At 41.2% G+C, this 17,702-nt stretch carries 17 protein-coding genes; 5 read left to right on the top strand and 12 right to left on the bottom strand.

What is annotated here, in order from left to right:
• Nucleotides 1-165 precede the first annotated feature (165 nt).
• The 3 genes from ACEN9X_RS01710 to rsmG are packed head-to-tail and all read left to right on the top strand — an operon-like array spanning nt 166 to nt 2,499.
• Nucleotides 166-1,287: a glycosyltransferase gene (locus ACEN9X_RS01710; RefSeq protein ID WP_413668758.1), complete on the top strand. Its 1,122-nt coding sequence runs from the start codon at nt 166-168 to the stop codon at nt 1,285-1,287.
• Nucleotides 1,278-1,883, top strand: coding sequence for an RNA polymerase sigma factor (locus ACEN9X_RS01705; RefSeq protein WP_413668757.1), 606 nt, complete (start codon nt 1,278-1,280; stop codon nt 1,881-1,883). Before ACEN9X_RS01710 ends, ACEN9X_RS01705 begins: the two co-directional genes overlap by 10 nt.
• Nucleotides 1,873-2,499: a 16S rRNA (guanine(527)-N(7))-methyltransferase RsmG gene (rsmG, locus tag ACEN9X_RS01700; protein ID WP_413668756.1), complete on the top strand. Its 627-nt coding sequence runs from the start codon at nt 1,873-1,875 to the stop codon at nt 2,497-2,499. Before ACEN9X_RS01705 ends, rsmG begins: the two co-directional genes overlap by 11 nt.
• 188 nt (nt 2,500-2,687) lie before the next feature.
• On the opposite strand, the gene ACEN9X_RS01695 is transcribed toward rsmG, so the two are convergent.
• The 3 genes from ACEN9X_RS01695 to ACEN9X_RS01685 all read right to left on the bottom strand — a co-directional run bounded on the left by ACEN9X_RS01695 (nt 2,688) and on the right by ACEN9X_RS01685 (nt 5,286).
• Nucleotides 2,688-2,930 (bottom strand): hypothetical protein, encoded by a 243-nt coding sequence (locus ACEN9X_RS01695; protein WP_413668755.1) that lies wholly within the window; start codon nt 2,928-2,930, stop codon nt 2,688-2,690.
• Nucleotides 2,931-3,211: 281 nt separating this feature from the next.
• Nucleotides 3,212-4,912 carry a M56 family metallopeptidase gene (locus tag ACEN9X_RS01690; RefSeq protein ID WP_413668754.1) on the bottom strand — a complete coding sequence of 567 codons (1,701 nt, stop codon included), beginning with the start codon at nt 4,910-4,912 and terminating at the stop codon, nt 3,212-3,214.
• Entirely contained in the window at nt 4,909-5,286 is a 378-nt protein-coding gene (locus tag ACEN9X_RS01685; protein WP_091210684.1) for a BlaI/MecI/CopY family transcriptional regulator, read from the bottom strand. Before ACEN9X_RS01685 ends, ACEN9X_RS01690 begins: the two co-directional genes overlap by 4 nt.
• Nucleotides 5,287-5,535: 249 nt before the next feature.
• On the opposite strand from ACEN9X_RS01685, the gene dprA reads away from it, so the two are divergent.
• The gene (dprA, locus tag ACEN9X_RS01680; RefSeq protein ID WP_413668753.1) at nt 5,536-6,633 is read left to right on the top strand and encodes a DNA-processing protein DprA; all 1,098 of its coding nucleotides are present in this window, start codon (nt 5,536-5,538) and stop codon (nt 6,631-6,633) included.
• A 99-nt stretch (nt 6,634-6,732) separates the two neighbouring features.
• Here dprA and ACEN9X_RS01675 read toward each other — a convergent pair whose 3' ends face one another.
• The 8 genes from ACEN9X_RS01675 to ACEN9X_RS01640 all read right to left on the bottom strand — a co-directional run bounded on the left by ACEN9X_RS01675 (nt 6,733) and on the right by ACEN9X_RS01640 (nt 14,856).
• Nucleotides 6,733-7,209, bottom strand: a complete 477-nt coding sequence (locus ACEN9X_RS01675; protein WP_413668752.1) for a SixA phosphatase family protein — start codon at nt 7,207-7,209, stop codon at nt 6,733-6,735.
• A gap of 158 nt (nt 7,210-7,367) precedes the next feature.
• On the bottom strand, nt 7,368-7,988 hold the full coding sequence (locus ACEN9X_RS01670) for a porin family protein (RefSeq protein ID WP_413668751.1): 621 nt from the start codon (nt 7,986-7,988) through the stop codon (nt 7,368-7,370).
• 133 nt (nt 7,989-8,121) lie between these two features.
• On the bottom strand, nt 8,122-9,087 hold the full coding sequence (locus ACEN9X_RS01665) for a glycosyltransferase family 9 protein (RefSeq protein WP_413668750.1): 966 nt from the start codon (nt 9,085-9,087) through the stop codon (nt 8,122-8,124).
• A gap of 13 nt (nt 9,088-9,100) precedes the next feature.
• Nucleotides 9,101-9,604, bottom strand: coding sequence for a D-glycero-beta-D-manno-heptose 1-phosphate adenylyltransferase (gene rfaE2 / locus ACEN9X_RS01660; RefSeq protein WP_413668749.1), 504 nt, complete (start codon nt 9,602-9,604; stop codon nt 9,101-9,103).
• Between the two features lie 333 nt (nt 9,605-9,937).
• Nucleotides 9,938-10,501, bottom strand: coding sequence for a D-sedoheptulose 7-phosphate isomerase (locus tag ACEN9X_RS01655; RefSeq protein WP_413668748.1), 564 nt, complete (start codon nt 10,499-10,501; stop codon nt 9,938-9,940).
• A 70-nt stretch (nt 10,502-10,571) separates the two neighbouring features.
• Complete coding sequence (gene rfaE1, locus ACEN9X_RS01650) at nt 10,572-11,564, bottom strand: D-glycero-beta-D-manno-heptose-7-phosphate kinase (protein WP_413668747.1); 993 nt, start codon at nt 11,562-11,564, stop codon at nt 10,572-10,574.
• Between the two features lie 86 nt (nt 11,565-11,650).
• Nucleotides 11,651-13,324 (bottom strand): helix-hairpin-helix domain-containing protein, encoded by a 1,674-nt coding sequence (locus ACEN9X_RS01645; protein ID WP_413668746.1) that lies wholly within the window; start codon nt 13,322-13,324, stop codon nt 11,651-11,653.
• A 152-nt stretch (nt 13,325-13,476) separates the two neighbouring features.
• Complete coding sequence (locus ACEN9X_RS01640) at nt 13,477-14,856, bottom strand: PQQ-binding-like beta-propeller repeat protein (RefSeq protein ID WP_413668745.1); 1,380 nt, start codon at nt 14,854-14,856, stop codon at nt 13,477-13,479.
• A gap of 97 nt (nt 14,857-14,953) precedes the next feature.
• On the opposite strand from ACEN9X_RS01640, the gene ACEN9X_RS01635 reads away from it, so the two are divergent.
• Complete coding sequence (locus ACEN9X_RS01635) at nt 14,954-15,703, top strand: ankyrin repeat domain-containing protein (RefSeq protein WP_413668744.1); 750 nt, start codon at nt 14,954-14,956, stop codon at nt 15,701-15,703.
• Nucleotides 15,704-15,833: 130 nt separating this feature from the next.
• On the opposite strand, the gene sppA is transcribed toward ACEN9X_RS01635, so the two are convergent.
• Nucleotides 15,834-17,624 carry a signal peptide peptidase SppA gene (sppA, locus tag ACEN9X_RS01630; RefSeq protein ID WP_413668743.1) on the bottom strand — a complete coding sequence of 597 codons (1,791 nt, stop codon included), beginning with the start codon at nt 17,622-17,624 and terminating at the stop codon, nt 15,834-15,836.
• Nucleotides 17,625-17,702 lie beyond the last annotated feature (78 nt).

The raw sequence follows: 17,702 nt of genomic DNA, 5'->3' as shown, positions 1-17,702 counted from the left end.
AGGATAAAAGCTATTTATAAACGTGCTGAATATTAAAACCATGTTAATTAAAGTGCTTTTATTTTGAAGGGGGTGAAATAAGAGCACATTAAACTTCAAATTAACGCTGATATTGGCGGTTAATTTCATTGATTTTTAACAAATTTGCCTCATTATTTTTTTTGTTTGGAAACGTACTTACACGACGCGCTTTTTATTCTTTTTCAGCTTTGTTTTATAGTTCAGCTGTATTATCTGGTAAGCAGGCACACCCGCCTTGCAGGCTATAAACCCGCCGAAGGACCGCCGCCGCAGGTCATGATCCCCGTTTCTGTTATTATAAGCGCCCGTAATGAGGCCCGCAATTTGCAGGAAAATTTGCCTTCCATACTTGAGCAAAACTACACCGATTTTGAAGTAGTTGTTATTAACGATTGCTCGTACGATGCATCAGATGAGGTGCTGGAGGAGATGCAAAAGCGCTATTCCCGCCTTAAAGTTGTTACCATTACTGAGCATGACCGTTTTAAAACCGGGAAAAAGTTTGCCCTTACATTGGGGATCAAGGCCTCAAAAAACGAATATCTTTTATTTACCGATGCTGATTGCAAACCGGCTTCCGAAAACTGGATAAGCCGCATGGCCGCCAATTTTACAAGTGGGGTGCAAATAGTTTTAGGCTACTCTCCTTATTATAAGGCAGGTGGTTTCATTAACACTTTTACCCGTTTTGAAACTATTAAAACGGCAACAAACTATCTTTCCAGCGCCTTAACCGGCGACCCTTATATGGGTATTGGCCGTAACCTTGCCTATACAAAAACGTTATTTTTTAGTGCAAAAGGGTTTGCGTCGCACATGCACGTAATATCCGGCGATGATGATTTGTTTGTTAACCAACATGCTACTCCCGATAATACGGTAGTTGAATTGAGCCCCGAATCATTTATGTTTACAGAAGCTAAAACCACATTTAAATCGTGGTTTAAGCAAAAAAAACGCCACATGGGTGTGGGTAAACTGTATAAAAACCAGCACAGGCGTATGCTTAGTTTTGATGCGGTTAGTGGTTTTATATTCTATATTTTATTGATATTATTCCTTATTTTAGGATATGAGCCGTTACTGGCATTAGGTTTGTGCGTTTTTCGGTTGATATTACAAATAGCCATTTATAATCGTATATTTAAGAAACTTAATGGCAAAGACCTTTTGTGGTATCTCCCCTTTTTTGACATATTGTATTATATGTATTTAAACGTTTTTGGATTGATCGGTACCTTTTTAAAAACTACTCAATGGAAATAAACGCCAACTTTACCGAAAATGCAAAGAATGATTTTCACCTGGTTGTGAAAGCAAGGCAGGGAGATCAAAAAGCCTATGCTGACCTGATGCACCGTTATAAAGATTCGATTTATTTTATGGTGCTTAAAATGGTAAACAACAAGGAGGATGCGATGGATTTAACGGTTGAAACCTTTGCCAAAGCATTTGAAAAGCTTGAAAAATACCAGCCCGATTTTGCTTTTAGTACCTGGCTTTTTAGGGTGGCAACCAATAATTGCATCGATTTTATTCGAAAAAAGAAGTTAAGTACCATGTCAATTCATGGTATGATGGATGACGAAGGTGATGAAAAGCCCCTGCAAATTAAGGCTGATACTCTTAACCCGGAAGAAACTTCTATCAAAAAACAACAAACCCAGGAGTTGAAATTGCTGATTGAAAGCTTGCCAACACGTTACAGAAATCTCATTACTTTACGCTATTTTGATGAGCTTTCGTACGAGGAAATAGCCCAGCAGCTTGACCTTCCTTTAGGTACCGTAAAGGCTCAATTGTTTAGGGCAAGGTACCTGCTTGGCAATATTATTAACCGTTTTAACAGGGATGACATCTGAAATAATTCTACAATATTTTCCTGATTTAAGTACAGAGCAGCGGCAGCAATTTGAAAAATTGCCTGCTTTATATGAGCATTGGAACAGCCAGATCAACGTAATTTCGCGCAAAGATATTGATCTTTTGTATGAACGCCACGTGCTCCATTCACTCGGTATTGCCAAAGTTATGGCTTTTTTACCGGGCGAAAATGTGCTTGACGTAGGTACCGGCGGCGGTTTTCCCGGTATTCCGCTGGCTATTTTATTTCCGGAGACCCGGTTTCATCTGGTTGATTCTATCGGAAAAAAAATCAAGGTTGTTAGTGAAGTAGCATCAGGCTTAGGGCTCAAAAATGTAAAGGCATCGCACTCAAGGGCCGAGCAAATTGCTGATAAATTTGACTTTGTAGTATCACGTGCTGTTACTCAACTGAAGGATTTTTATCCATGGGTAAAGGGTAAATTCAACAAAGAATCTAACAATAAATTGCCCAACGGCATCCTGTATTTAAAAGGCGGCAACCTTGACCTGGAGATCAAAGAATCGGGGTTAAAGGTTACCCAATATAACCTGAAAGATTACTTCAAAGAGGAATTTTTTGAAACCAAACAGGTGATATATGTAAAGGGATAATACCCCGCTGTCAACATCATTGCCGTTTATAAGATATCTAATCCAAACTTACGAAGTTTTAAAAACTTCGTAAGTTTTTACCTGCTCGTGGTGCTTCCCGAAGCTGGGTTTTGTAGGCAGATTTTCGCCTGACAAAGTAATATGACTCTTTTATTAAAGCTACTATTTCTTTGAATCTGCAGCGTGTTTTATATCAAATGATCATGGTGCTGGTTGTCGGTACGTGATGCAGCCCAGAAAACAAATCCCAGGTAAAATAAAGCACCACCGGCAAAAACAGGTAGCTTAAAAGTCCAACCGCCATTTAAGCCGGTAGTAATAATTGAGCTGCCTGAGCTATCTACGGCGTTGATTGTATGACCATAAAAAAAGTTGCCTCCAATGAGCATTAAAACGCCCACAATTGCTAAAATGATACCGAACTTTTTCATAATATAAAGTTTAAAAATGAACAAAATCAGGTTGCTGGTAAGGCTCAGGAAGTATAATTGGTATAAATTAAACAAAGCGTATTTGGATAGGTTTGCCTTGTTTGGTTAAAATTTTATTGGATATATTACTAAGTTACAAACTTTTGGATATCAAATGAAATTATTTAACTATTTGTGAAAGAAGAGATTTGAGGAAGAGAAGATGTCTGAACGCAGAAAATTGCCGGGACGGTTTTAGGCCGATCGGCAATGAATTTAGTCGAGAAAGATAGAAGAATAGTTTATTCTACATATCCAACCACAACAACCTGACTTTTTTCTTTGTCAATATTGTTAGCTATATATTTATCGTGCGAATCTATCAGCTTAAGAGCTACGGTAAGGGTATAATCGCCCTGGTTTAAGCCGTCAAGCTTTTCATCAAAATCACTCACTACCCTTGCTACCTCTTTATCTATTTGCGGGTCAACAGTTTTGAGTACTTTAACCCCGTTTATTTTTCCGTTGCTTAGCTTAAAACCCACAGTTACCTGCCCTGTAATACGATTGTTGCGTGCGGCGGCTGGATACCTTACATGCTTGGCTATGTATTTGTAAAGCGGTGCCATCGGATCGGCAGGGGGCGGTGGAGGGGGTAATTGCACTGAAGCCGAAGGCTGCGCCGAGGCTACGGGGTTACCTACAGGTATGGCTTCCTGAACTTCTACCACTTTAGGAGCCTTTTTTGTTTTTTCCGGATTTGCTGGTGGTGGCGGAGGCGGAAGCTTTACGTCAGTAACTTTTGGCTTTTTGCCAGGAGCAGGCGGTGCAGGTGGCGGAGGCGGAAGTTTTGGATAGATCATCATTTTAGGGAAGGTATAGCCATATTTACTTTTCAGCGTAGCCAATTCTTCTGGTGTTGCTTTACTTTTGAAGTATTCTTTTTGCTCGCCGTTTTTTTCGGTAATGATCACCCGGAAATCGGTTTTGCTGTTAATAAGGTAACCGGTTTCCTCGTACTTATAGCCTTTGGCAGTGATGGATAATTTGTTGACTTGTGAAGTGTCGACAATAGGATTATGGGAAGTCACAGTTGCGGTGGATGTACTTTTTGAGCCTGGCATCAGGTCAATAAATCCATAGCTTTTACTGAATACTAAGGTCGACGCGCAAAGCAGGCCGGCGCTTATGGGTACGGCCACGAGGTATTTTAGCCTGGCTAACTTCCCCGAACGTTTTTGGTTTAACATGATTATCCTCTTTTTTAATAAGTTATAATTGAAAAATGAATGTGCCAGAGCCGAGCCGTTTAACCCATAAGCGTTGCTTACTAAAAATGATGAGTAGCTTAATGCATCGCTTTCCTGCGCTGCCGTTTGCTCATCGGCTATATATTCATGTAGGGTTTTCAGGCTTATCTGCAATAAATAAATCAGTGGATTAAACCAATTGATGATCTTGATCAGCTCGAGGAAAACAATATCAGCCGAGTGTTTTTGACGGATATGCACCAGTTCGTGCCTGATAATGATATTGTTGGCCTCTGTTTTTGTGCCGATAAAAAGGTAGTTAAAGAAGGAGAAAGCCGTATTTGAACCTTCGATATTGATAAGTTTATACTTATCATCAACCAGGGTTTTGGTGGCTTTTGTAAGTTTTGCCAGTTGGTATAGTCGTGCTAAAAGTACAGTTGTAAGTACTATTGCACCCAATATATAAACATAAAGCAGCAGCTCCTGAAAATCTAAAGCAGGTTGTGCTGCCAGTTTATGGTCAATAGCTTGCTTGCTGTTGCGCGGTATAATAAAAGCAGTAGTTGGTGATTCGAGTGCTTTTAGCCAGCCAATTTGTATCACCGGCAATACAAACGAAATTATGCAACTCAATAACAAGTATACACGGTTGAGCGTGTAGTGTGTTTCTTTATTTAAAAACAGGCAATACACCGCATAAAATATGCCGAGGTACAAATTTGCCTCCAGAAGGTAATGCAGCCAGTTCATTGTTTTTCGTTTTTAAGCTTGTCAATTAGTGAAGTTAATTCGTCCAGTTCCTTTACACTGATCTTCTTTTCATCTACAATAAAAGATACCAGGCTTTGATACGAATTGCTGAAATAGTTTTTCATCATCTTATCAAAAGTGAACTTTTTATACTCGGCATCGCTGATAAGGGGGAAGTAAACATGCGAGTTGCCATAAGCCTTATGGTCGATAAAACCCTTGCCTTCCAGTACCCTTACTACAGTTGACACGGTATTGTAAGCCGGTTTAGGCTCCGGCATTTCCTCGATAATATCTTTAACAATGGCTTCTTTAAGTTGCCAAAGGATCTGCATTACCTGTTCCTCGGCTTTGGTTAGTTCTTTGATGTGCATAGTAAACTATTTTTATAGTTAGATAAAGGTAGAACTATTTTTATAGTTTGCAAACTATTTTTGTAGTTTTTTGGTAGGCGTGCAGATTACAGATATGTAAATTGTGTAAAGAAGTTGTGCCTTTTAAGGCTGAATATGTTATTCATACTGTATAGCTTGTATTACAAATAACATTCGATCCCGCTTGAAAATCGGCTGAATATTTATAATTTGCGGGGCTGTAATCTATAATCTGCACATCTAAACCCAATGTCATTACTCCATAAAGTTGCTTTATCTTTTGTTAAAAATCTCGGTCCTGTAGCGGCTAAAGCACTAATTGCTTACCTCGGCAATGAAGAAGAGGTGTTTAAAGCTTCGCCCGAAAAAATGACCAGGATACCGGGAATAGGAGAGAAGCGGGCTGTAAAATGGGATTTTGATGATGCTTTAAAGCAGGCCGAAAAGGAGCTTAAGTTTATAGAACAACAAGGTATAGATGTTATTTTTTATACTGATCACCGGTATCCTAAACGCCTAAAAAATTGCCACGATTCGCCGGTGTTGCTTTATGCAAAGGGGAAAATGGATCTTAACCCTCCTCATATCATTAGTATAGTGGGTACCCGGAATGCCACAGATTATGGCCGACAGTTATGTCATCAGTTGATTGAGGAATTAAAGCAATATAACGTTTTAATAGTAAGTGGCCTGGCGCATGGTATTGATGTAGCTGCTCATAAAGAATGCGTGAAACTCAATCTGCCAACCGTAGGTGTACTTGGCCATGGGCTTGATAGACTTTACCCTGCTCAAAACCGTGCTACAGCTGATAAAATGCTTCAAAACGGGGGATTATTGTCTGAATATCCTTCGGGAACCAATCCCGATAGGGAAAACTTTCCGCAGCGAAACAGGATTGTTGCCGGTATTGCCGACGCAACAGTAGTGATTGAAGCCAGTATAAAGGGCGGTGCACTTATCACGGCCGAAATAGCCAATTCTTATAACCGGGATGTATTTGCTTTTCCAGGCCGGTTAGGCGACGAATTTTCTGAAGGTTGTAACTTCCTGATCCGCAATAATAAAGCAAGCCTGCTAACCTGTACTGCTGATCTGGCTTTTAGTTTGGGCTGGGAAAAGAATGATACTAATAAGCCTGTTGAGCAATTTATGCTACCGTTTGATCTGTCGGACGATGAACGGCTGATCATGGATATACTTCGGCAAAACAGCACACCGGTTGCTATCGATGATCTTACGCTGAAGGCCAATATGCCTATGAGCCAGCTGGCAATGAACTTACTAAATATGGAGATGCAGGGTTATATCAGCTCGCTGCCGGGGAAAACTTATAAGGTGAATTGAAGTTTTAAGTTCTAAGTCTTAAGTCAAAAAGTGACTATCTGTTTTAAAATCTTTCGACTTAGAACTAAAGACTATAGACTTAAGACTTCGGACTTAAAACTATCCCTTCGGCGAATCAAAATGTACCAGTTTTCCATCCTCTTCACTGATAGATTGCCAGCTGTCATTTTCAAAAGTTATGACTGCCACGGCGCAGGTAGGCATTTCTTTTAACTGACTGGTAAGGTAGTATAATATCTGGCTTATGCCCGGGTTATGGCCAACTATGCCAATAAAATCATACTCATCGGGCAGGCTGTTGATTACTTTTACCCAGGTATTTTCACTTGCTTCATAAATTCTTTTATCCTCGCGGGGGGCAGATAATTTAAACTGGTTGGCAAAAATATCGGCAGTAGTTTTTGTACGAAGCGCCGGACTTGTTATGATAATTTGAGGAATTTGCAACTGCCCTTTTAATAGGGTAGCCATTAAAACCGCATCCTGCATTCCCGATTGTTTTAGCGGCCTGTCAAAATCAATATAACCACTTTCATGAGTGGCTTTTGCGTGGCGTATCAGTAATAATTTTTTCATGATTCTAAACGGGAGAGCAATCGGTTTATAATATTACGGTTTTATAAATATAACGTGAAAGGTTTTTAATAGGTTTCAATTATACTAAATTAAAAAGGAGAAGCAAAGACTCCTCCTTTTTAAAGAGGAGCAGAATCCTCTTTAATTTTGGGGGTTAATTAGAACGCGTAGCCTACTGAAACGCCGAAAACGCGGTTTGTAAGTTTAATACCATCAACATTGGTGATATTGGTTAAACCCCAATCGTAGTTAGCATTGATAAGAAAGCCGGTTTTAAATTTAAAGCCAACTATGGCATTTAAACCAGCATCTGTTCTTTTAATTTCGTCCTGCCCGCTGCCAAATTTAACATCTTCGGAATTGCCGCTATCATCTTTTGCTTTGCCAGAAATACCCATGCCAAGGTATGGGCCGGCACCAAAATAAAAGTCGCCAACAACTGCAGGTACATGGTAAACAACATTTACAGGTACCTGTAGATAGTAAAGTTTTACTTTGCTGTTTGAGCTCGTTTCATCGTCGACAGCGAAGCTTGACGAACCGCCTTTGCCGGTAAAGTTTAAAGCCGGTTGCAATGATACGTTTCCAAATTTGAAATCGACAAAAGCGCCTACATTGAATGAGGTTAAGCTGCCGGAATTGCCGGAACCACTAAATCCATCGACTGTTGCATGTAAAGTAGCGAAGTTTACGCCTCCTTTAACGCCAAAGGTTGGTAATTGAGCAAATGCTGCGAAGGATGCCATTAAAAGGCACAGGCTGAGTAAGGTTTTTTTCATCGTGTAAGGATTTTAAGTTAATTCACAAAGTTATACAAATACACTTACGGTAAAAGACATCTAATGTTTTTTGCGAAATATTAACAGTTGTGAAGCTGTAAGTATAACGCAGGCAATGTTTTACAATTGTCAGTTATCGGTTGGAGAAACTCACGATATCTGTCTCTGGCATATCGTTCATACACTTAAAGTGGCCAAGGGGGCATTTTTCAAGACCGAATTTGGAACAGGGGCGACAGGGCAGATCAATACCTGCAACCAGTACTTCCTTCACTTTATAAGGCCAAACGCCCAGCAAGTTGGGAGTGGTGCCGCCCCAAACCGAGGCTATTGGCACGTTAAATGCTTCGGCAATATGTGTGAGGCCGGTATCAAAACCAATTACATTTTGCGCTTTGGATACCAGGAAAACCGACTCATCAAGTGACGTTATTCCGCAGGCATTGTAAACCGAAATGCCAACTGCTGCAGCTATTTCATCACCATTTGTCTTTACATCATTACCACCTAATAGCAAAACAGGTAAATTAAGCTGTTTGCAAATACTGATGATCTTATAATTAGGCATTCGCTTGGTAAAATGAGTGGCGCCTATTACAAAAGCAACATAACCATTCTGATGACTAACCGGAAGTAATTTAGTTATGTCATGTTCGGCTTTGATGTAATAGTCAATCGGGCTATCGTCATTAACTACGCCTAAAAACTTAACTGCTTTTAAATACCTGTCAACCAAATGCTCCTTACTTACCAGGTTACGTTTCAGCCTTAAGCTCAGCCATTTTAAAATTGGCTGTTTTTTATAGGTTGATGCTTTGATGCCTGTGCGCAGTTTGATTATACTTGTACGGAGATTATTATGCAGATCAATGATCTGATCATACTTTTCGGCCTTAATCTCGTTGATAGTATCTGTTAAAGAAGGCTTTAGTAACAGCAGTTTATCAACGTAAGGGTTATTATCGTAAATATATTTGAAGGCCGGTTTGGTTAAAAAGTGTACTTCAGCATCAGGTACCTGCTTTTTTAGGCAGCGCACAACAGGTGTGGTATAAATTATATCACCCATCGAGCTAAAGCGGATCACCAGTATCTTCATGTTTATATCAAGTTCAGGAAATCTGGTTCCTGATTTTTTCGATTATTGAGGTTGATGAATATCCTTCAACAAAATTAATGGTTTTAACCTCGCCGCCGTTGGCAATCACTTCTTTCGCGCCAACAATGTTTTCAACTGCATAATCTGCACCTTTTACCAGGATGTCAGGTAGGAGGGAACTGATCAGGTTAAGAGGCGTATCTTCCTCAAAAACAACAATGGCATCTACAAAAAATAGGGCCGCCAACAATGCTGCACGACTGTTTTGATCGTTAACAGGGCGGGTTGGGCCTTTGATACGCTTTACCGAGCTATCAGCATTAAGACCAATCACCAGCTTGTCGCCAAGTTCGGCTGCTTTAGCCAGGTAGGTGAGATGTCCTATATGCAACAGGTCAAAAACGCCATTGGTAAATACCACTTTTTTACCTTCGGCCTGCCAGTTTTTGATCTGTGCCTGCAATGACGGCTGGTCAGTTATTTTATCAAGAAGTGTTTTTTCGAAACCTGTCCTCATTTATTTTTTTCCTGTAGAGATACGTTACATGTCTCTCTGTATTTTATCAGTTGAAAAGGCGCATGTCATGCGTCTCTACTTTATATTATGGTAGTAACCTTCTTGATGGCCAATCGCTTTTAAATCAAATGGCCAATAGGAGGCTCCGCTGGAGCCCTTCTTTGGAGTGTATTCTTCCTATAAACATGTTACTCCTATGGAGTTGAATTTACAGTATGTTAAACTCCGTAGGAGTACCATGTGTGTAGACAAAAATCGATTAGTATTGGCTCCGTAGGTGCCTCCTGTTTTTAAAGCTGTTGCCTTGGTTAAGTTAGTATATAATGTTATTAATCAAAAAAGATCATCAACTGCTGTACACAGGATATGCCCGATAAGGATATGCATTTCCTGGATGCGCGCGGTAATATTTGATGGCACGATGATATTCAATTCACAAAGTCCGTTCATTTTACCACCATCCCTGCCTGAAAGGCCTAAAGTTTTAACTTTCAGTTTTTTAGCCGACTCAAAGGCTGCTAAAATCCCCGGACTGTTGCCGCTTGTAGAAATGCCAATAAATAAATCGCCCGGCCGGGCAAAGGCCTCCAGCTGGCGTGAAAATACATGCTCATAACCATAGTCGTTGGCAATAGAAGTAAGCGCCGAAGTATCAACAGTTAGGGCAATGCCCGGTAAAGGTTTACGATCTTTCACATAACGCCCGCTAAGCTCCGCTGCAATATGCTGGGCATCAGCAGCACTACCGCCGTTACCGGCCAGCAATACCTTGTTACCGTTTTTTATAGTTGAAGTGATCATATCGCAGGCTACCTCAATATCGCTGCCAAGCGTATCAATTACCTTTTGCAGGGTATCCTGATGATCTTTAAGTTCGTTTAATATCTTTTGGTTCATTAATTTTATTTCATTAGGTCATTAAGTCATCGAGTCATTTTTTGACCTTTTATCTTTCGCCTTTAACCTTTTACCTTTCACCTTTTAATATATCTTCAACAATCTCGTCCAAAGTAGTTGTTGCACTGCCCACGCGGCGGATTACTATGGCAGCTGCGTGGTTGGCCAGTTCGCATGAATCTTCAATGCTCAAGCCACCAGCCATAAAGTAGGCCATTGTAGCTAATACAGTATCGCCTGCACCTGTTACATCGAAAACCTCGGTGGCTTTTACGGGCAAACTTTGATAATCCTGTTCGCTTAGTATTACCATGCCCTCTTCAGACAAAGTAACTACGATATATTGCGTACCTGTTTGCTCAAAAATAACCTTTCCGGCTTGCTGCAGGCTTTCTATCGAGTTGATTTTTTCGGTTTTAGCAGCCTCCGACAATTCCTTGCGGTTGGGTTTGATGATAAAAGCACCCTTGTATTTTTCGTAATTAAGTCCCTTAGGATCAATAATCACTTTTTTACCTTTAGCATTTGCCGCCTTGATAATGCCTTGTGTTAGAAACGGCGAAAACAAGCCTTTGTTATAATCAGACAAAAGTACCATGTCAGCATTATCGATATAACCGGTTAGCTTACTGATAAGTTCGTTGGCAATAGGCTCCGATACTTCGTCGGTAATTTCACGGTCAACACGTACCAGTTGATGGCTGCCTACAACAACACGGGTTTTAACTGTTGTAGGGCGGTTGGTATCTTTTATGATGGTGTCGGTTTCAACGCCTTCGTCAGCCAGGATCTTAATGAGTTCTCCGGCCGCCTGATCATCGCCAATTACACCGGCAACAATAACTTTTGCACCTAATGATACCAGGTTTTGAACCACGTTACCGGCACCACCCAGTGTGGTTGTTTCGTTTTTTACGTTTACAATAGGTACAGGCGCCTCGGGCGACAGGCGGGTAGCAGTGCCCCATATATAGTGGTCAACCATCAGGTCGCCAATAACCAGTATTGCCGGTTTATGGGATGCTGCCTGTATAGATTGTACTTTATCTTTTAAGTGGTTCATTTAATTTAGTCATTGTTTCATTGCGTCATTAGGTCATTAAATTGTGTCTTCCTAACCTCTGATCTCCAACCTCTAATCTCTTTTTCCTAACCTCTTTTAGCTGCAAACGCCTGCGTGATTTCTGCCAGCGACATTGCGTTCATGCACATCTCCTTATATAAACCACCTTTGCGGGCCGCCAGGATGCCGTAATGCATATCGGTGAAACCTTCAATGCGGTGGGCATCGGGGTTTATGGATAGCATAACGCCTTTATCCAAAGCATATTGGTGCCAGCGCCAGTCGAGGTCGAGCCGCAATGGATTTGCATTGATCTCAATAACTACGTTATTGGCTGCGCAGGCATCTATTACTTTTTTATAATTAATAGGATATCCGCTACGGCTTAATAAAAGCCTGCCGGTAGGATGGCCTAATATAGTTGTATAAGGGTTTTCAATGGCGGTAATGAGCCTTGAAGTAGCCTTTTCTTCATCCATTTTGAGGATGGAGTGTACCGAAGCTACAATGAAATCAAATTTTTGCAGAATCTCGTCCGGGTAATCAAGCGAACCATCATACAAAATGTCCGACTCGATGCCTTTAAAAATATGGAAGCCGTCGAGCTTTTTATTAAGGGTATCAATTTCTTCGTGTTGCTGCAATACCCGCTCAATGCTTAGGCCTTTGGCATAAAATGCACTTTTGCTATGATCACACATGCCCAGGTATTGCAGTTTCAGCGTATCACGGCAATATAATGCCATTTCTTCAATGGTGTTTACGCCATCGCTCCAGGTGCTGTGGTTATGAAGTGTGCCTTTCAGGTCATGCCAGTTGATCAACGTTGGCAGCTCGTTCTTTTCAGCCTTTTCAATAAATAGGGTACCTTCACGAAGCTCGGGTTGTAGCCAGGCCAAACCGGCTTTGGTATAGATCATTTCTTCTGTTTCGGGCTGCTCAACAGGAACGTTTATCCTGTCAAACACTGCCTGTACATGCTCTTCGGTACCGGTATTGATGAATAATTCTTTATAATAATCGGCCTTGTCAACGCAAACAATATCAACAAGCAGGCCGTTTTGCAGTTCGCCCTGGATATGGTTTTTGTTCTTGCTTACGTTACCAAGTATGGTTGAGTTTACCAATGCATCGTAGGCTACATCATGGTTAATACTGCCAACAACGATCACAATTTCAGTAATGATTTCATTTAAGCGCCTGAATTCGCCGGCAAAGTGCTTCAATGCATCAGGGAAAATGGCTTTCACCTCATCCATCAGCTCGTTGGCTTCCTTTTCAACCTGGGCAAAAAGGAATTTGCCGTTACTTGCCATCCTAAACTCGATTGCCTTGCGGATCTCTTCCTGCGTTTTAAGACCGAAGCCTTTGGCCTCTATCAACCGGTTTTCATTGCAGGCATAAAAAAGCTCGCCGGTGTTTTCGATGCCAAGTTCTTTCCAGATGATGGCTACCTTTTTAGGGCCGATACCTTTAATACCCATCATTTCAACCACGCCATCGGGAGTTTTATCCAGCAGGTCCTGCAGTTCGGTCATGGTGCCGGTTGCAAGCAGCTCGGCTACTTTGCCGGCAATACTTTTACCTATGCCATCAATCTTTTCCAATTCGTCCAGCTTTTTACCGGCGATAGGGAAGGGCAGCTTGTCAACCTTAAAAGCTGCATTAGCTACCGATTTGATCTTGAACGGATTAACCTCATGGAGTTCCATGAGTTGCGAGAGTAGACGAAGCGTACGGGCTATGGGTTTATTTTCCATAATTACAATGAGGCGGTAAAAATACAAAAAGCCATTGTAATGACAGCTTAAGCGGCGTGTTTGTTTTTAATTCAGCTTAATATTCAAAGAGGTTATCTAAAACAAAAAACGCCACATAATTGGTGGCGTTTTTTGTCTTTTAACGAGGGAAATTACCAGTCCCCATTTTTATCTACAACCAGCGCCTGCGAGTTGAGAATACTTTCAGGTAGTGGAAATTTCCATACAGGAGTTGCTGTTACGGCATCAAGCGCGTAAAAGAAATGTTCGCCGCCGGCGGCAACAAATATTTTACCATCGGCTATGGTAGCTAAGGATCCATTTGTTATCAGCATTTTTTTGATGATAACGGCACCGGTAGCTGCATTAATTATGTAGAAGTTGTTATCATTGGAGCTGACATATAAAAAGCCATTTGCGAGGGTTGGCCCCGACCAAAAGCCTAAATTGTCAAGGCTTTTCCATATCGGCGAGCCATCGCTTTCTTTTATTGCACGCAGGCTGCCATACGCTCCATCTGTAATATAAATAACGCCATTGTTAATCACTACTTTTGATCGTTCTAAAGTGTTACCGCCGCCAACGGAAGCACTCCATTTTACCGAGCCATCGTTTTCGTTAAGCGCATATAATACTCCCGAACGACCGCCTATAAGCACCGCCCCGTTTGATTCAAGTATGCGCCAGTCGATCAATAAATTTCCTGTATCGAAGCTCCATTTTAGATTTCCGGATAAAGCGTTTAAAGCATATAACTTTCCATCACCACTGCCCATATAAACAACGCCGTTTTTAACAAGAGGGTCGGTATCGGCATTAAACCCAGTTTTATATTTCCATTTTAATGTTCCGGTTAAAGCATCAACAGCGTAAACATAGCTGTCGTCACTACCGAAGTATACAATGCCGTTTACAATTGCCGGAACCGACATGATGCTGCTTTGCGTTGCAAATTTCCATTTTAGCGCTCCGGTAACGGGATCAAGCGCATACATGTTATGGTCAACACTGCCAATATATAAAATGCCGTTTACCAATACCGGGCTGGAATACTCCATACCGCCCTGGGCGGTATATTTCCAGATAAGCGCACCCGTATTTGCGTTAAGCGCGTATAGGTTTTTGTCATGTCCACCTACATAAACCACATTTTTAAGTTTATCATGATGAACAATCACTTTGTATTTTTTTACGGTGCCATCGGAGGCCGTAACGCTATAGGTAACGGGTTCGATAAAGTTGTTTTTAACACCATTAGCAGGTGATACAGATGCTCCGGCATCTACTTTTAAATCAGGGATAAGATTGGTAACATCAGTAAAAATAGGTACCGTTACACTGATGCTATCTGTAGCAACGGAGATGGAGATGTCGTTTTTATCAAATGCTGTGCCGTCTGATTTTAAAATGTTGAAGCTTGAAAGGTGGTTTTCTTTTGGTTTAACCGGACTGTCTTTTTTGCAAGATGTGAAAAGGATAGCTGTTAATAAAATTAAAGCAGGAATTCGGAGGTGTAGGTTTTTTGTTTTCATAAATTTATAGTTAGCGAATATAAGGCTAAAAGTTGTTGCGACAACAAATATCACTGAACGCCGCTAAGCAAACTTATTTTAAGTTCCTGAAAATAATATGCCCAATTATAACGACATCCTTTACGCAGCCGAAACTCATTCAGTTGATGAGATCAAAGCGTACTTTAATAAAGGCGGCAGCCCGAACGAAGTTCATGATGGGATGCCGGTTTTTACTATGATGGTTGAAATGTACGCCCGCGGTCCGCGGTTTAAAGATTGTGTGCAGGCGTTTATTGATGCCGGACTTGAGTATGAAGATAAAGCGCTGCTGGCAGTTTTGGCTCAAGATGAGGAAATGTTGAAGCAGGCTTTAAATGCAGACCCCACGGTTATTAACAAGACCTGTTCCTTATACAATAACACATACACTCCGTTAACTGGCGGCACTTTAATGCATTTTTGTGCCGAATATAATAGCCTTGCCTGTGCTAAGATGCTTTTGGAACATGGTGCTGATGTAAATGCTAAAGCCGCCTTTGACGAACACGGTTTCGGCGGGCATACGCCCATTTTTCATACGGTTAATCAAAACGGTAATAGCTCGGTTGACATGCTTCACTTTCTATTGCAAAACGGCGCCGATTTGTATATCACTGTTAATGGTTTGATTTGGGGCAGGGGATACGAATGGGAGACGTTTATCCCGGCCGTAAACCCGATAAGTTATGCCATGATGGGTTCGTTGCCACAATTTCATCGTAAAGAGCAAACGATTATGGAAACTGTGAGTCTGCTTATAAAGCATGCTTATGGAATTGATTATGTGCCGAAGAATGTTCCGAATGCTTATTTGAAGAGGGGGTAAGGGGTATTATATTTAACAGACTTACGAAGTTTTTAAAACTTCGTAAGTCTTGCTTACAACCTCGCGTTTCAAAAAAAAGCCACCCATACAGGTGGCTTTTCACAATCAAAATGTATGTATTAATGAAATTTTATTTAATCACCAGATCGTAAGGCAGGCGGGCCTGCGGGGTACGCATCATTTGGGTGATACCTTTTATCTGTTGATAAACTCTGTAGTTTTCGCCAAGCTCATTTTTTACCATGCGGGTTTGAACTTCTGCACTTAAACCACTGCCCACTTTGCTGAAAATACTTTTTTGCTCAGGGTAACTTACAATGTTGTAGCTTTTAATCTTAGCTTTTTTAGCGGCGGATGTTATGGCATCGTTTATATTTCCCAAACGGTCAACTAAACCAATTTTCAAGGCTTGTTCACCTGTCCACACACGGCCCTGGCCAATACTGTTAATGTAGGCCTGTGTTTTACCGCGGCCATCGGCTACGGCTTTAGTGAACTCATCATAACCGTGGTTTACACTATTTTGGAGTATCAGTCGTTCTTCCGGGCTCAGCGGGCGGCTGATATCACCCAGATCTGCATATTTACCGGTTTTTACGCCATCAAACGTTACACCCAATTTATCGTTAAATAGTTTTTGCATGTTTGGCAGCACTGCAAAAATGCCTATAGAGCCGGTAATGGTATTAGGCTGCGCGATAATAGAATCGGCAGCGCATGAAATATAATAACCGCCCGATGCCGCATAATCGCCCATAGAAACGATGATTGGTTTCTTTTCGTGGATCAGTTTTACCTCGCGCCAGATCACATCAGATGCAAGCGAACTGCCCCCTGGTGAATTTACACGCAGTACTACAGCTTTAACTTTATCGTCCAAACGGGCTTTGCGCAATGCTTTAGAAATAGTTTCCGAGCCAATATTGTTATCATCGCCATCGCCGCCGGTAATATCACCAGATGCGTAAACAATGGCAATACGGTTTTTTGATGACGAGTCGTCCTCTTTATCATCCGAATCATCGCTTTTGCTTTTGGCATAGTCCCGCAGATCCACGCTTTTCAGGTCGTCTTTTAAATCGGTACCGGTACGTCTTTTCAAATCGTTCAGGATCTCGTCTTTATATTTTAAGCCATCAACCAATTTCAATTTGTAGGCATCTTCAGGAAATTGTATGCGCATGTTATCGGCATAAGTAAATAATGAATCTTTATTTACACCGCGGCTTTTGCTGATACCGGTTAAAAAGTGATCATATAACGAGCCCAGGTATGAGGTTACCTGTAACTTATTGGCGTCGCTCATTTTGGTAAGGAACAACGGCTCAACGGCGCTTTTATAGGTGCCAACTTTAATGATCTGTGCTTCAATCCCTAACTTATCCAACGCACCTTTCAGGAAAGTGGTTTGTGAACTAAAGCCATGAAACTCAAAAATGCCTTTGGGGTTAATGTAAACCTTATCGGCAATGGAGGCCAGGTAGTAAAAGCCCTGTGTATAAACTTCGGCATAGGCTACAATAAATTTGCCCGATTTTTTAAAATCGATAAGTGCATTGCGAATTTCTTCGGTGGTAGCCTGACCTGCTGTCATATAGCTTTCATCAAGATATATGCCTTTAATGTTATCGTCGGTTTTGGCCTTTTTGATATCAGCAAGGATATCATTTAACCCGATTGATTTATCTTCACTCAATCCTAAAAAATCCAGGCCTGCAAGCGGATTATTGGGAGTACGCTCGGTTATCTGGGTTTTGAGCGACATATATAAGATGGAGTTTGGGTTAACATCTACCGTTTTGTCGCTGCCGGCCGATGCTATGAGGCCGATTACAATGCCAGCTCCTATAACACCTAATATAATACCTGAAATAATTACCCCTACAATAGTGGCCAGAACGAATTTGAAGAATTGTTTCATTAATGTTATAAATCTTTTTAACTATGCAAACTTAGTAATAAGGAGCCGTATAATGCTAAGAGCGGTTTCCATTATATT

It is taken from the genome of Mucilaginibacter sp. Mucisp86 (assembly GCF_047324315.1).
Classification (GTDB): Bacteria; Bacteroidota; Bacteroidia; order Sphingobacteriales; family Sphingobacteriaceae; genus Mucilaginibacter.
This window is presented reverse-complemented; position numbering and strand designations above follow the sequence as displayed.

Excerpts from the sequence above, each read along its gene's own strand:
- ACEN9X_RS01695 (WP_413668755.1), bottom strand. The coding sequence starts at position 2,930 with ATGAAAAAGTTCGGTATCATTTTAGCAATTGTGGGCGTTTTAATGCTC.
- ACEN9X_RS01675 (WP_413668752.1), bottom strand. The coding sequence starts at position 7,209 with ATGAAAAAATTATTACTGATACGCCACGCAAAAGCCACTCATGAAAGT.
- rfaE1 (WP_413668747.1), bottom strand. The coding sequence starts at position 11,564 with ATGAACCACTTAAAAGATAAAGTACAATCTATACAGGCAGCATCCCAT.
- ACEN9X_RS01665 (WP_413668750.1), bottom strand. The coding sequence starts at position 9,087 with ATGAAGATACTGGTGATCCGCTTTAGCTCGATGGGTGATATAATTTAT.
- ACEN9X_RS01645 (WP_413668746.1), bottom strand. The coding sequence starts at position 13,324 with ATGGAAAATAAACCCATAGCCCGTACGCTTCGTCTACTCTCGCAACTC.
- rsmG (WP_413668756.1), top strand. The coding sequence starts at position 1,873 with ATGACATCTGAAATAATTCTACAATATTTTCCTGATTTAAGTACAGAG.
- rfaE2 (WP_413668749.1), bottom strand. The coding sequence starts at position 9,604 with ATGAGGACAGGTTTCGAAAAAACACTTCTTGATAAAATAACTGACCAG.
- ACEN9X_RS01670 (WP_413668751.1), bottom strand. The coding sequence starts at position 7,988 with ATGAAAAAAACCTTACTCAGCCTGTGCCTTTTAATGGCATCCTTCGCA.
- ACEN9X_RS01705 (WP_413668757.1), top strand. The coding sequence starts at position 1,278 with ATGGAAATAAACGCCAACTTTACCGAAAATGCAAAGAATGATTTTCAC.
- ACEN9X_RS01640 (WP_413668745.1), bottom strand. The coding sequence starts at position 14,856 with ATGAAAACAAAAAACCTACACCTCCGAATTCCTGCTTTAATTTTATTA.
- dprA (WP_413668753.1), top strand. The coding sequence starts at position 5,536 with ATGTCATTACTCCATAAAGTTGCTTTATCTTTTGTTAAAAATCTCGGT.
- ACEN9X_RS01655 (WP_413668748.1), bottom strand. The coding sequence starts at position 10,501 with ATGAACCAAAAGATATTAAACGAACTTAAAGATCATCAGGATACCCTG.
- sppA (WP_413668743.1), bottom strand. The coding sequence starts at position 17,624 with ATGAAACAATTCTTCAAATTCGTTCTGGCCACTATTGTAGGGGTAATT.
- ACEN9X_RS01635 (WP_413668744.1), top strand. The coding sequence starts at position 14,954 with ATGCCCAATTATAACGACATCCTTTACGCAGCCGAAACTCATTCAGTT.
- ACEN9X_RS01690 (WP_413668754.1), bottom strand. The coding sequence starts at position 4,912 with ATGAACTGGCTGCATTACCTTCTGGAGGCAAATTTGTACCTCGGCATA.
- ACEN9X_RS01685 (WP_091210684.1), bottom strand. The coding sequence starts at position 5,286 with ATGCACATCAAAGAACTAACCAAAGCCGAGGAACAGGTAATGCAGATC.